Origin of the sequence: Streptomyces sp. NPDC056527, assembly GCF_042794475.1 — a bacterium.
Taxonomy (GTDB): Bacteria; Actinomycetota; Actinomycetes; order Streptomycetales; family Streptomycetaceae; genus Streptomyces.
On the sequence record NZ_JBHTTQ010000002.1, the window covers coordinates 40,331 to 53,450 of the forward strand.

Consider the following 13,120-nt stretch of genomic DNA (forward strand, 5'->3'; position numbering starts at 1 on the left):
CCTGCGGTTCGTTCCGGGAGATAGCGGTCATATCGGTCTACATTCCGATCCATGACGCAGCAGAAGGCCGGCCTTCTGGGCGGCGCTCCTCCCGAGGAGGGCCCGGACCCGGCCACCTCCGACCCGGCCGTCCCCCCTCAGCAGGAAGACCGTGCCGGCGGCCGGGGTGCGGCGGCGCGCGCCCTGGACAGGGCGGCGCGGCGCGCGGACGCCTGGGCCGCGACCTGGACCACCGGGAAGTCGCTCGCGGCGATCGGGACGGTCTGGGTCCTGACCCGCATCGTCATGGTGTACCTGCTGGTCCAGGACGACATCGGCGTCAGCAACGTCTCCTCCGAGGTGGCGTTCCTCTACCCGCGGTGGTCCCAGCAGCTGGCCGACGGCTCCTTCCCGGTCGGCGACGTCACCTGGCAGTACCCTCCGGGCGCCGGACTGCTGTTCCTCTCCCCGTCGCTGCTGCCCTTCCTCGACTACTTCGCCGCGTTCCTCGTGCTCACGCTCGTCGCCGACGCCGTGGTGATGGCGGCCCTGGCCCGCCCCGGCCGCAGGCTCGCAGGGGCCTGGCTGTGGACCGCCGGGCTGCCCATGCTCCTGAACCTGCCGCACGGGCGGTTCGACATCCAGGTGACGGCCCTCGCCGTCCTCGCGCTGCTCGCCGGCCGTCGCCGGCCGCGCCTCGGCGGGGCGCTGACCGCGTTCGGCGCCCTGATCAAGGTGTGGCCGCTGCTGACCCTGGTGGGCATGGAGCGGGGCCGTACCACCAGGGACGCCTGGATCTCCGCCGCCGCGGCCGCGGCGGCGCTGCTGACCGTCCTCGCCGTCGCCTTCCGGCACAGCTTCGACTTCCTGCAGCAGCAGGGCGCCCGCGGCGTCCAGATCGAGTCTCTGGGCGGCACGGTGCTGTCGCTGATGCGGGCGTCGGGGATGCCGATCTGGGTCGAAACGCGCTACGGAGCGCTGGAGTTCGCCGGTGAGCACGTGGCGACGGTGGCGCAGCTGTCGCTGATGACGACGGCCGCCGCGTTCGGCTGGCTGATGTTCTGGCGGGGCCGGGCCTCGCGCTGGACGGAGGCGACACCGTTCGACGCGGCGCTCACCGCGATCCTGCTGTTCACGGTCACCAGCCGGGTGATCAGCCCGCAGTACATGGTCTGGCTGCTGGGCCTGGCGGCGGTCTGCCTCACCTCCCGGCTCACCACTCAGCGTCCGGTGGCGTGGGTCCTGCTCGCCGCGACCGCCGTGACGGCGTTCGCGTACCCGCTCCACTACCTGGAGGTCATGCACGGCTCGGCCCTGGGCAACTCCCTGATGGTCGCCCGCAACGGCCTCCTCCTCGCGGCGGCGGTCCTCTCCTGCCGCCGCCTGTGGACGGCGACAGCCAGGGATTCGGCCTAGGGAGTGCCTACACTGCCGGGCATGGCATGCCGCATCAGTGAACTGGTCATCGACTGCGCCGATCCCGAACGGCTCGCCGCGTTCTGGAGCGAGGTCCTCGGCTACGTCGAACTCGGCCGGGAGGACGACGGATCCATCGCGATCGGGCCGCCCGACGCCGACTTCGGCGGCCCGCAGCCCATCCTCGTCCTCAGCCGCAGCAGCGACCCGCGGACCGGGAAGCTCCGACTGCACATCGACGTCAACGCCACCGACCGCGACCAGGACGCCGAACTGGAGCGGCTGCTCTCCCTCGGCGCAAAGCCCGCCGACGTCGGCCAGACCGGCGAAGAGAGCTGGCACACCCTGGCCGACCCGGAAGGCAACGAGTTCTGCCTCCTGCACACCCGCCTCCAGCCCCTCTGACCCCCCGCGTCGCGACGATCCCCGGCCCGTACACTCCTCGCACCATCATGATCCGGCCGGGGGGCCGGATTTCGTCGTACGAGTCCCAGGGGGACCTCATGCGCCTGCGCGCGCTCTTCCGTACCGGCCTGGCGGCCACTCTGGCCGTCGGCGGTCTGGCCGCCGCCGCCCTCGTCGCGCCGGCCGCCCAGGCCGCCACCGGCAATCTGCGGATCACCGGCGTCGTCGTCAACGGCGGCAAGGACATCGTTCTCGGCACGGCGGCGAAGAAGGTGACGGTCACCGCCACCGTCAGCGAGGACTCCCCGCTGACGGAGGTGTGGCTGGACCTGGAGCAGCAGTTCGGCGACGACCTGAAGTTCCACGTCCATGGCCTGGCCACCTGCTCCGGCACGGGCATGGTGAAGACCTGCTCCCGCAGCTTCACCCTCGACCCGCGCTCGGACATGATCGCCAACACGTCGGCGGGCCCCAACGGCTGGCGGGCCTACGCCCAGGTGGAGGCCAAGGACGGGGACTTCCAGAGCGGGTACTTCCCGTCCGTCGGCCTGCGCCGGCAGACGGTCGTGACCATGGACGCCGGCCCCGAGCCGGTGCGCAAGGGCGCCACCCTCACCGCCTACGGCCGGCTCACCGCGGCCAACTGGAACACCAACACCTGGACCGGTCTGTCCGGGCAGTCGGTGCAGCTGCAGTACTGCGCGTACCCGTGCAAGGCGTACACCACCGTGCGGACCGTGAAGACGAACTCCACCGGTCATCTGAAGAGCTCGCTCACGGCCTCCGCGGACGGCTACTGGCGTTGGTACTACCCGGCCACGACCTGGGCGCAGCCCTACGTCTCGAACGCCGACTTCATCGACGTGCGCTAGCGGGTTCGCGGAAGTCGATCAGCTGTGTGCATCTCCCCTGGAACAATGGGGTGTTCGTCCGAGGACACGAGTTCGCAGGGGGATGCATGGCCGAGGAGCCGGTGGAGACTTCGGTGGAGAGCGGTGAGGTCGCCGAGCGTCTGCCGGAGGCCCTCGTCAAGGAGATGGACCGGGAGATGCGGCGCTGGCGCGTCGCGACCTTCAACTACGGGCTCACGTACTACCTGAGCCGGATCCTGCTCATCCTCACCAGCGCCATCGTGGCCGCCGACGCGAACCTGGGTGGTGCGCACGGGAGCTGGCTGATCACCTGGGTCCCCGCCCTTGCGTTGATCGTCGCGGTGATGACCGCGGTGGACACCTGGCTGAAGCCGCAGCAGAAGTGGCGCGGCTTCATGGAGTCCCGGGACGCCCTGGCCGATCTGATGATCCAGGCCGACGGCGGGGTACCGGCCGACCAGGTGCGCACCAAGTTCCTCAAGCTGCGTCAGCAGCACCGGGAGCGGAACATCTTCTGACCGGGACCCCGGCTACACGGCGCTCCGCAGCCGTTCCACGGCCCGCCGCTCCGCAGCCTCCACGTCCAGTCGCCCCGACGGGTTGCCGCCGCGGGCGATGACAGCCTTGCGGACGAGGGCCAGGTAGAAGAGGGCGGGCCCGCAGGGGGTCCACGCCTTCTGGGAGCCCTTCTCCAGGATGAAGTCGAGCACGCTGTCGGGGTCCGCCGGAACGAAACGGAACTGGTCGTGCTCCCACTTGTCCTCGACGCCCTTGCTCCGACGGGCGACGAGGTCCTCGGAGCCGAGCTCGGGGAGTACGGCCCGGTAGAAGGCGGCCCACTGGTGGTTCCGCAGGTCGAGCGCGAAGGCGAGCAGCTCCAACTCGACCTCGTCCCCGTCCTGGACGGCCAGCTCCTCCCGCAGCGCGCGGTGCGCCACGGAGGCCAGGCTGATGGGCCTGCCGTCCTCGGGGATGTCGTGGATCGCGGCGAGCCCCTCGTTGACGGAGGAGTTCCAGCGCTCCTTGTTGTGGCCCTCCACCGTGATGCTTCGCCTGGCGAAGACCATCTTCCCGTCCCGGCCCGTCTCGACGGCGACGTTGACGCCGAAGCTGCAGGAGAGGAACGAGGGCGCGTCCACCGGGTCGGCGTTCGTCAGGTACTGGGAGCGCAGGGTGGCGGACTCCCCGTCGCGCAACGGCCTGTCCAGGTTGATGGAGGTGGCGAGGAAGTCGTAGTAGTCCGCGTCGCACAGGCTCATCCGCACCAGGGGCGCCTCGTCCTCGTCGGTCCGCGTGACGAGCACGCTCTCGACCGCGAACCGCGGGTTGTTCCAGGCGTAGCGCTCACCCGCCGCCTGCCGGCGCTTCTGCTCCGCCTCGATGTCCTGGCGCCACTGCTGGACCTCCACGGGGAGATTCACCCGGCGGAGACCCGGCTCGTAGATGATCGTCACGTTCTCCTCGCGGATCGGGCGGGTGCCGTCTCCTTCGAAGATGTGACAGTCCGTCGCCAAGTCTCCGATGGTGATCCCATCGCGGGTCATTCGGCCTCCTTTTGCCTGACGTCGAGCAGCGTGGGGCGGCACACTGTTCCTGGGGCGGGACGTCAGGTTGCCACAAGTCGCTTCGCCTGTGGGTGCGGATGTGTGGATGAACTCTTGGAGGGGGAGAGTTCGGATGGATCACGCACAGCGGATGGATCACGCGCAGCAGCGCGACGGCGTGGTCGCCACCGTCGTCGTCGACCGGTACCGAGGGGACGTACGGAGGGTCAGGGAGCGCCCGCAGCTGAGACCCACGGCGTCACGCTTCGTCGAACAGGCGAGACGGCTCGGGTTCGCCGCCCCCACGCTGCACGTCGCGAGCGCGGAGCGGGACGCGCCGGCGCCCCGCCTGACCGCGGGGCGCGAGCAGATACGTGATCTGGTGCTGCGGCTCGGGCAGCAGGCGGCGGACCGGAAGATCCTCTACTGGACCGGGCACGGCGAAGTCGTGGCGGGCGCCTTCTACCTGGCCTGCGAGGACAGTTACGAGGAAGGCCGGTTCGACCCCGCGCGTGCGGTCTCGGCCGAGGAGCTCGTCTCCTGGCTCGCCGAGGACGCCACGGACACCCTGCTCGTCCTGGACGCCTGCTTCGCCGGGGAGGCGGTGGGAGCGGTGAGCATCCAGGTCGAGGGCGCGCGCGACCGGCTGAAGGGGTCCCGTGCCGGGTTCGCCGTCGTCGCCACCGCCGACTCCGAGCAGGAGGCGATGGAGGGCCATTGGGTCGACTGCCTGGAACAGGTGCTGTCGACGCCGGGGCTGCTCGTCGACGGCAGAGCGAGGATCTTCCGCCGGGACGAGGACAGCGTGTTCTTTCAGCACCTCATGCTCGCCGTGAGCAACCGGACGCGGGGGCAGGTCCCGCGCTGGCGCGAGGTGCGGACCCTGAGGCCAGGGTTCCTGCTCAATCCGCACTGGTCCCCGCGCGTCGGTTCCGCGCTGCGGCCGGAGGACGACGAGTCCTGGATAGGGAAGGAGTTCCGGAGCGGGGAACTGCCCGTGTTCTCCGAGGCGGGCGACAGCTGGCACCTGCGGGACTTCGCCTCACGGGACCGGGTGGTCGCCGAACTGGTCGACTGGCTGCGCGTACGCGAGTCGGGGATGTTCACGGTGACGGGCGCGTCGGGGGCGGGCAAGTCCACGCTCCTGGCCTATGTGGCGCATCTGACCGTCGACAGCTTCGTGGCCTCCCTCCCGACGGACCGCCGTCCAAGCGCCGTGCCCGAACTCCGGTCGGTGAACGCGGCGATCCACTGCCGGGGCAAGACCCTGGCCGGGCTCTGCGAGGAGTTGGCCGCGTGTCTGCGGCCCCTCGACCTGCGGGCCGGGCCCGGGAGGTTATCCGCGTACACCTGTGTGGAGGCGGTCGGGAACCTCGCGGAACGCAAGGGCAGCCTCACCCTGATGTTCGACGGTCTCGACGAGGCCGCCGCCGGGCACTCCTTCGACATCGCGCGGGGCCTGCTCAATCCGCTGGCGGCGCGGCCGCGGGTGCGGGTGGTGGTCGCCACCCGGCCGAACGCGCGCCGCAACCTCCCGGGCGATCTCCCCGTCGAGACGCTGCTGGAGGTCCTGCACTGCGTGCAGCCGCTGGAGCTGGACCGGACGCCCGAGGTCGAGCAGGACATCGCCCGGCACGTCGAACGGCTCCTCGGCGAGGAGGACTCCCCGTACAACCTGCTGCCGGACGCGGCGCAGACGCGCGGCGCCGTCGCCCGGTACATCGCGGACCGCAGCAAGGGGCTCTTTCTCGTGGCCACCCTGTGGGCCCGTCATCTCGCCCAGCTGTCCACGCCGCCCGACGTGACCAGGCTGGACAGGGAGCTCCGGCCCGGCACGGCCGTCCTGGACTCCCTGCTGGCGGACGAACTGGACCGGCTCGACCCGCAAGACCCCTTCCGTGTCCGGGACTTCATGCGGGCGCTCGCGCTGGCGCAAGGTGTCGGACTGCCCCAGCCCCGGGTGTGGCTCGATGTCACCAACACGGTGCGAGGCCCGGACAGCAGGCGGTACGACGTCGACGATCTGAGGGCCGTGATCCGTGCGGCCACGGGCGTGACGATCGCCAAGGACAGCGAGTTCGGTACGGAGGTCTACCGCCTCCACCACCCCAGTTTCGGCGCCCATCTGGTGGAGGGCGAGGCGGAACAGCGGCGGCAGCACCGGGCGGTGTACCGGACCCTGACGCCCGGGGGAGGCGAGGACTGGCAGGACGCGGAACCGTACGTCGCCCACTATCTCGCCGCGCATGCCGCCCTGGCCGGTGACGACGCCCTGGAGGAACTGGTCGAGGACCACCACTTCCTGGTCGCGGCCGAGCCCGACCTGCTCGAACCGCTGGTGGCCGCCCGGCTGGCGATCACCCGGCAGAGCGCCCTCTATCTACGGGTGGCCGACCACTTCCGCAGGCACCCGGCGCCGGCCCCCCGATGGGCGATGCTGCGGGCCACCGCCCTGGCGATGTTCTCCCCCCGGTTCCTCGCGACGGTTCCGAAGCCGTCGTTCGTGTTCTGGGACGACGTCTGGAGCAGCGCCGAGAGGCTGCCGCTGCGCAGGAGCCGGCCCGCTCCCAGCGGGGGCGCCCTGGCGGTGCACTGGGAGGCACAGGGCGACGGGATCATCCATGTCGCGGGCGCCGGTGAGATCACGTCGTGGACCGCGGACGGGCGCGAGACCCGGAGCAGGACCACGGGGCCCGCCACCTGGGCCTCGCCCCCCACACAGCGCGGGGTGACGGCGTCCGGGCGGGGCGAGAGCCGGGTGATCGCCGCGCACGACAGCCAGTGCGTGCGGATGTGGCACGGCCGGAGCCGCTACCCGGTGGAGGAGCTGTACTGGGGAGGGTCGCCGGTCGCTCTCGATTCGGTGCGGCGGGGCGGCGAGGTCTTCCTCGCCGTGGTCGACGCCGACGGGTTGTGGGTGTGGCGGTGGGACAGCACCGTGGAGTACGCCCGGAAGCGGATCCATCCGTACCGCGTCTCCGCGCCCGAGCGCTTCCGCTGCGTGGCCCTCGTCGTCTGCGGAGGGCGGGTCGCCGTGGTCGCGGGCGGCGCCGGGGGAGTGACGGTGTGGGAGGTGCTGGGGCTGAAGACGGGGCAGGACCGGCTCGTTCGCGTACGGTCCCTCGACGACGGCGCCGAGGTGGTCAGGGCGGTGTCGGCGCTGGTCCCCGAGGACGGACCGGGGGCCGTGATCGCGGCCCTGGACGGCCACACGCTGCGGCGCTGGCACCTGGACGACCTCTTCGGCGGCGAGGCGGAGCTCCGGTTCGGCACGGGGACCGCCGGAGGGGGCGTGACGCTCGGGCGCGGCCCCCGGGGCCTGCTGACCGCCGTCCGCGAGGACGCCGCGGTCCGGGTCTGGGACGAGGCCGGCAGGGAGTACGTGCCCCTGCCGTGCAACCACAGTCACATGTCGTTGGCCTTCGACCCCGCCGGGACGGGGCGTCTGGCGGTCGCGGACGACAATCAGCTCCAGGTCTGGGAGCCGCACGCTCCCGACGGGGACGGTGGGGCCGCCGCCCTGGCCGTACACGCTCGGGGGAGGCAGGCCGACGGGCCGCAGCTGCGGGCGACGGGCGGTCCCGACGGGTCCCTGCTCCTCGCCCGCTCGCAGGGCTCCGACGTACTGCTCGGCCTGCACACGGCCTCCGGGCAGGCCGTCGACGGCCCGCGACTCGCGCACCCGTCCCGGGAGGTGGGCGCGCTCGCGACCACGCGGGTCGGTGACGGGTGGCTGACCGCGGCGGTCGGGCGCCGGCGCGTCGTGCTCCGCAGGCTCGGCCCGCGGCTGGAGCTTCTGGAATCCGAGGAGTTCGAGCTGCCGGGCGCCTCCGACCTGCGCGTGACCTCGATCGCCCTCGGCGTCACCGACACCGGCCGGATACGGCTGATGTGGCCGTCCGGCCAGAGCGTGGTCACGTGGGAGCGCGACGGCACGGGGCGCGGCGCGTGGAGCGAGGGCCGGACGTACTGGATGGGCGGCGCGGGCGCCGTGCAGCAGGTGGAGCTGGTGGACGTCCCCGGCGGGTCGACCCGGCTGTCGCTCTGGGGCGGTCACGCGGTACGGGTCTGGGATCTGGGCGAATCCGACGGGCGGCCGGAACCGGTCACCGTGCCCGGCGCGACGGCCGTCGCCACCGGAGTGCTCAGACGCGTGGCCCGGGCGGTCCCGCTGGTCGCCTTCGCGACCCGGTACACGGTGGAGTTCGCCGAGTGCGACGGCGGGATCGACGTGTCGACCCCGCTCCCCGAGCAGCCCGGTGGACCGCTCGACGGACTCGCTCTCGCCGGTCCGCCGGAGCGCCCCCTGCTCATCGGCTGGAGCAGGAAGTCGGGACGCCTCCGGCTCTGGGACGTCAGGCGGGAGCGGAGCCTGGATCCGATGGAGTCCCGTGGCTACGACGTGACGAACGTGGACTCCGTCTACGACGGGCGCCGCATCACGCTGATGATCCAGGGCATCGCGCAGAACCGGCTCCGCTGCGACCAGGTGGTCCTGCCCTGGCAGATGGACGAGGGGAGGCCCGCGCCGCGGGTCGTCCGGCAGCGGGCGGCGGAGGCCGCCCGAGTGGAGAGGGGGAGCGTGGGGTGAAAGACGATCTCGTCGTCGTGGTTCCGGGCATCATGGGCACGGCTCTGACCCGGGACGGGCTCGACGTCTGGGACCTGACTCCGCAGGCGGTCGGCGGCGTTCTCGGCCCCCGGCGGACGAGCGAGCTGCTGAGGCTGCAGGAGGGCATCGGCGACGGGGATCCGGAGCCGCCGCACGCCCTGGAGGTGGGACGGGCCATCGAGGGCGCGCGCCTCCTGCCTGGTCTGATCTCCGACACCGGATGCGCCGGCCTCCAGCGGCGACTGGGCATCGAGCCGGAGAGGTTCGCGGTCTTCCCGTACGACTGGCGTCTGAGCAACCGCAATTCGGCCCGGAGGCTGAAGCGATTCGTCGACGAACGGCTGGACCGCTGGCAGGAGACGGCCGACCCGGCGCGGTATCCGCGGGCCCGGGACGCCAAGGTGATCTTCCTGTGCCGTTCCATGGGCGGTCTGGTGGTGCGGTACTACGCCGAGGTCCTCGGCGGATGGGAACGCACGCGCTCGGTCGCCACCCTGGGCACGCCCTTCTCCGGGAGCGTCAAGGCGCTGCGGTTCCTCACGGGGCGGGCCCGGTGGCTGCCGGGGTCCCTCAACGAGTGGCTGCACGGGATCTGTTCGTCGTATCCCTCGCTCGGTCAGCTCATCCCCACGTACCGGGTCGTGCTCGACGAGGAGCGGGGCAGGGACCGTCTGAGCAGCCGCACGCCGGTCGAGGGGGTCGAGCCGTGGATGATCGCGGACTCCGCCGCGTACTTCGTGGAGATCAACAACGCCATCCGCGCGAACGACGCCGCCCACGGACGTGACCGCTACAGCCTGTTCGCCTTCGGGGGCGACAAGCACCGGACCGATCAGGCGGTCTCCTTCTCCGCGGAGGGCAGGGCGAGCTTCCACTCCGACTTCTCGAAGTCGACCGACCCCGAGGACCGGTACGTGCAGATCCTCGGTGACGGCACGGTGGCCCATATCGCGCAGACCCCGCCCGAATGGCCGTCGACGGGCCGGACGCTCTGGCTGGAGAGCAGGCACGCGGACCTCATCAACGCGGACGCGGCCATCCACCAACTGAAGCGGATGTGCAACGACCTGGAGCCCGCCCGGGCCCTGAGCTCCGAGCACCCCGTCGGCGTGGAACTGCCCGATGTCGCCGCGGCCGGAGAGCCGTTCGAGGTGTGGGCGACGAACGCCGACGCGGCGATGCGCCTACGGGTGCGGCGGCTCGCCGAGGACGGCACCTGCGTCGGGGACGACACGATGCACCCGTGCGGCGACGGAACGTTCCGCGCGGAGCTACGGGCCGAGGCGGGGCGCTGGACGCTGGAGGTCTGCTCGACGGCGGCCGACTACGCGTGCCGGGACGTGATCCTCGTGATGTGAGCACCGCGCACCGTCCGTGGCCCCTAAGCCGGGAATCTCCGGTCCACCCAGCGCCACGCCACCTCGAGGAGCAGCGCTCCGACCGCCGCGATCGCGACCGCCGTCCAGGGCATCGTGACGCCCACCAGCTTCAGGGCGAAGAAGTCCTGGAGCCAGGGGACGACGAGGACCAGGAGGAAGGCGCCGCCCATCGTGGCGACCAGGGCGATGCGCCACCAGGTGTAGGGGCGGGCGACGATCGCCAGGACCCACATGGAGACCAGGAAGAGCGTCAGGGTGGCGGCGCTCGTCTCCGCGTCGAGGGCGCCCGGGCCGCTGTAGTGGGAGCGGGCGATGAGGTACGTGGTGAAGGTGGCCGCCGCCGCCACGATGCCGCCCGGGATCGCGTACCGCATCACCCGTCTCACGAAGTTCGGCTTCGCGCGCTCCTTGTTGGGGGCGAGGGCGAGGAAGAACGCGGGGACGCCGATGGTGAGGGTGGACAGCAGGGTCAGGTGCCTGGGCAGGAAGGGGTACTCGACCTGGGAGCAGACCACCAGGATGGCGAGGAGGACGGAGTAGACCGTCTTGGTCAGGAAGAGGGTCGCCACCCGGGTGATGTTGCCGATGACCCGGCGGCCCTCCGCGACCACCGACGGCAGGGTCGCGAAGGAGTTGTTCAGGAGGACGATCTGGGCGACGGCCCGGGTCGCCTCGGAACCCGAGCCCATCGAGACGCCGATGTCGGCGTCCTTGAGGGCGAGGACGTCGTTGACGCCGTCGCCGGTCATGGCGACCGTGTGCCCGTGGGACTGGAGCGCGCCGACCATGTCCCGCTTCTGCTGCGGGGTGACGCGGCCGAAGACCGCGTTGCGGTCGAGTTCGTCGGCCATCGCGGCCTGCTCGGTGGGCAGGTGGCGGGCGTCGACGGTGTTCTCGTACCCCGGCAGGCCGAGCTTCCCGGCCACGGCTCCGACGGAGACCGCGTTGTCGCCGGAGATGACCTTGGCGGCCACGTTCTGGTCGGCGAAGTAGGAGAGGGTGTCGGCGGCGTCCGGGCGCAGCCGCTGTTCGAGGACGACGAGCGCGGTCGGGGCGGCGTCCTGCGCCACGTCGGGGGAGTCGAGCTCGCGGGTCGTCCGGGCGAGGAGGAGGACCCGGAGGCCCTGTTCGTTGAGGTGGTCGATCTCGCCGAGCGTCGGGTCGCCGGCCTTCAGGAGGACGTCGGGGGCGCCGAGGAGCCAGGCGGAGCTCTCGCCGTCGCCCTCGCTGAACGTCGCGCCGCTGTACTTGCGGGCGGAGGAGAACGGCAGCGACTCGGTGCAGCGCCAGTCCTCCGCATCGGGGTAGGCGTCGATGATGGCCTGGAGCGAGGCGTTGGGGTGCGGGTCGGACTCGCCGAGGGCGCCCAGGACCTTCCGTACGTACTCCTCGTCGCTTCCGTCGAGGGCCCGCAGCTCGGTGATGTCCATGCCGCCCTCGGTCAGCGTGCCCGTCTTGTCGAGGCAGACGACGTCGACGCGGGCCAGGCCCTCGATGGCCGGCAGCTCCTGCACGAGGCACTGCTTGCGGCCGAGCCGGATCACGCCGATCGCGAAGGCGACGGAGGTGAGGAGGACGAGGCCCTCGGGGATCATCGGGACGATGCCGCCGACGGTCCGGGCGACGGAGTCCTTGAAGTCGGTGTCCTTGACGACGAGCTGGCTGACGATGAGGCCGATCGCGGTCGGGACCATCATCCAGGTCACGTACTTGAGGATCGTGGAGATGCCGGAGCGCAGCTCGGAGTGGACGAGGGTGAAGCGGGACGCCTCCTCGGCGAGCTGGGCCGCGTACGCCTCGCGCCCGACCTTGGTGGCGGTGAACGCGCCGCCGCCCGCGACCACGAAGGAGCCCGACATCATCTTGTCGCCGGGCTTCTTCACCACCGGGTCGGCCTCGCCGGTCAGCAGAGACTCGTCGATCTCCAGGCTGTCGGCCTCGGCGACCTCGCCGTCGACGACCACCTTGTCGCCGGGTCCGAGTTCGATGAGGTCGCCGAGGACGATCCCGGAGGTGGAGACCTCGGCCGAGACCCCGTCGCGCCGGACCGTCGGTTTCGCCTCGCCGATGACGGCCAGACTGTCGAGGGTCTTCTTGGCGCGCAGCTCCTGGATGATGCCGATGCCGGTGTTGGCGACGATCACGAAGCCGAAGAGGCTGTCCTGGATCGGCGCGACGAAGAACATGATCACCCAGAGCACGCCGATGATCGCGTTGAAGCGGGTGAAGACGTTGCCGCGGACGATGTCGACGGTGGAGCGCGAGGAGCGGACCGGGACGTCGTTGACCTCGCCACGGGCGACGCGTTCCGCGACCTCGGCGGAGGTCAGTCCGGCGACGCGGTGGACGACAGGGGGCTCGTCCGCGATCTCACTGCCGCCCGTGTCGATCTTCGCCCGCTGAGTCATGTTTTCGACGGTACGACCGGAAGCGGCCGTTCACCCGCCGAGAAGGGTGAACATCAGACCGCGGGAGGACGGAAATCGTCCCGCGGTACTACGGGAGATCGAGGAGAGGGCCAGGGGGCGGGATCAGGCGGTGGGCGAGGCGTTCCGCTCGGCCTCGTGCCGCTTGATCGCGGCGTCGCGCTTGCGCACGTACCAGATGCCGATGAGCCCGAGGCCGGCGCCGGCCAGGCAGGTCCACACCCACCAGGTCAGATCCCGGTCGTCGAACCAGCCGTAGAAGGGGACCTGGACGAGGAAGAGTACGAACCAGAGGATCGTGCCGCCGGTGATGGTGGCGACGACGGGCCCCTCCAGGGGCTCGGGTGCCTCGTGCTTGGGGGTCCACTTCGCCATGCGGTCAGTCTAGGCGGCGGGAAAAGGGGTCTACGCGCGGAGATAGACGCTCGCTCGTTCATGTGTTCATACTGAAACGGTTTGCCTCTGGCGGGTTTCTCTCGTATGAACC

Annotated in this window: 9 protein-coding genes; 6 read left to right on the top strand and 3 right to left on the bottom strand. The window is 71.3% G+C overall.

From position 1 onward, the window contains the following. The first annotated feature begins 51 nt into the window (after window positions 1-51). From ACFQ7Q_RS01830 to ACFQ7Q_RS01845, 4 genes are all read left to right on the top strand, one after another. Entirely contained in the window at window positions 52-1,395 is a 1,344-nt protein-coding gene (locus ACFQ7Q_RS01830; RefSeq protein ID WP_383548402.1) for a glycosyltransferase 87 family protein, read from the top strand. Window positions 1,396-1,416: 21 nt separating this feature from the next. Continuing rightward, on the top strand, window positions 1,417-1,800 hold the full coding sequence (locus tag ACFQ7Q_RS01835) for a VOC family protein (RefSeq protein WP_383548405.1): 384 nt from the start codon (window positions 1,417-1,419) through the stop codon (window positions 1,798-1,800). Window positions 1,801-1,847: 47 nt separating this feature from the next. Then, the gene (locus tag ACFQ7Q_RS01840) at window positions 1,848-2,672 is read left to right on the top strand and encodes a calcium-binding protein (RefSeq protein ID WP_383548408.1); all 825 of its coding nucleotides are present in this window, start codon (window positions 1,848-1,850) and stop codon (window positions 2,670-2,672) included. An 86-nt stretch (window positions 2,673-2,758) separates the two neighbouring features. Continuing rightward, entirely contained in the window at window positions 2,759-3,190 is a 432-nt protein-coding gene (locus ACFQ7Q_RS01845) for a hypothetical protein (RefSeq protein ID WP_383548410.1), read from the top strand. Window positions 3,191-3,202: 12 nt separating this feature from the next. Here ACFQ7Q_RS01845 and ACFQ7Q_RS01850 read toward each other — a convergent pair whose 3' ends face one another. Then, on the bottom strand, window positions 3,203-4,216 hold the full coding sequence (locus ACFQ7Q_RS01850) for a translation initiation factor 2 (RefSeq protein WP_383548413.1): 1,014 nt from the start codon (window positions 4,214-4,216) through the stop codon (window positions 3,203-3,205). A 133-nt stretch (window positions 4,217-4,349) separates the two neighbouring features. On the opposite strand from ACFQ7Q_RS01850, the gene ACFQ7Q_RS01855 reads away from it, so the two are divergent. Then, on the top strand, window positions 4,350-8,807 hold the full coding sequence (locus tag ACFQ7Q_RS01855) for an NACHT domain-containing protein (RefSeq protein WP_383548416.1): 4,458 nt from the start codon (window positions 4,350-4,352) through the stop codon (window positions 8,805-8,807). Continuing rightward, the gene (locus tag ACFQ7Q_RS01860; protein WP_383548419.1) at window positions 8,804-10,186 is read left to right on the top strand and encodes an esterase/lipase family protein; all 1,383 of its coding nucleotides are present in this window, start codon (window positions 8,804-8,806) and stop codon (window positions 10,184-10,186) included. The genes ACFQ7Q_RS01855 and ACFQ7Q_RS01860 overlap by 4 nt, the downstream gene beginning before the upstream one ends. A gap of 23 nt (window positions 10,187-10,209) precedes the next feature. Here ACFQ7Q_RS01860 and ACFQ7Q_RS01865 read toward each other — a convergent pair whose 3' ends face one another. Continuing rightward, window positions 10,210-12,615, bottom strand: a complete 2,406-nt coding sequence (locus ACFQ7Q_RS01865) for a cation-translocating P-type ATPase (protein WP_383548422.1) — start codon at window positions 12,613-12,615, stop codon at window positions 10,210-10,212. A gap of 123 nt (window positions 12,616-12,738) precedes the next feature. Next, complete coding sequence (locus tag ACFQ7Q_RS01870; protein WP_383548425.1) at window positions 12,739-13,008, bottom strand: DUF2530 domain-containing protein; 270 nt, start codon at window positions 13,006-13,008, stop codon at window positions 12,739-12,741. Between the last annotated feature and the right edge of the window lie 112 nt (window positions 13,009-13,120).

Bases quoted from the DNA above. Each gene is read 5' to 3' on its own strand.
- ACFQ7Q_RS01830 (WP_383548402.1), top strand. From the start codon at position 52: ATGACGCAGCAGAAGGCCGGCCTTCTGGGCGGCGCTCCTCCCGAGGAG.
- ACFQ7Q_RS01835 (WP_383548405.1), top strand. From the start codon at position 1,417: ATGGCATGCCGCATCAGTGAACTGGTCATCGACTGCGCCGATCCCGAA.
- ACFQ7Q_RS01840 (WP_383548408.1), top strand. From the start codon at position 1,848: ATGATCCGGCCGGGGGGCCGGATTTCGTCGTACGAGTCCCAGGGGGAC.
- ACFQ7Q_RS01845 (WP_383548410.1), top strand. From the start codon at position 2,759: ATGGCCGAGGAGCCGGTGGAGACTTCGGTGGAGAGCGGTGAGGTCGCC.
- ACFQ7Q_RS01850 (WP_383548413.1), bottom strand. From the start codon at position 4,216: ATGACCCGCGATGGGATCACCATCGGAGACTTGGCGACGGACTGTCAC.
- ACFQ7Q_RS01855 (WP_383548416.1), top strand. From the start codon at position 4,350: ATGGATCACGCACAGCGGATGGATCACGCGCAGCAGCGCGACGGCGTG.
- ACFQ7Q_RS01865 (WP_383548422.1), bottom strand. From the start codon at position 12,615: ATGACTCAGCGGGCGAAGATCGACACGGGCGGCAGTGAGATCGCGGAC.
- ACFQ7Q_RS01870 (WP_383548425.1), bottom strand. From the start codon at position 13,008: ATGGCGAAGTGGACCCCCAAGCACGAGGCACCCGAGCCCCTGGAGGGG.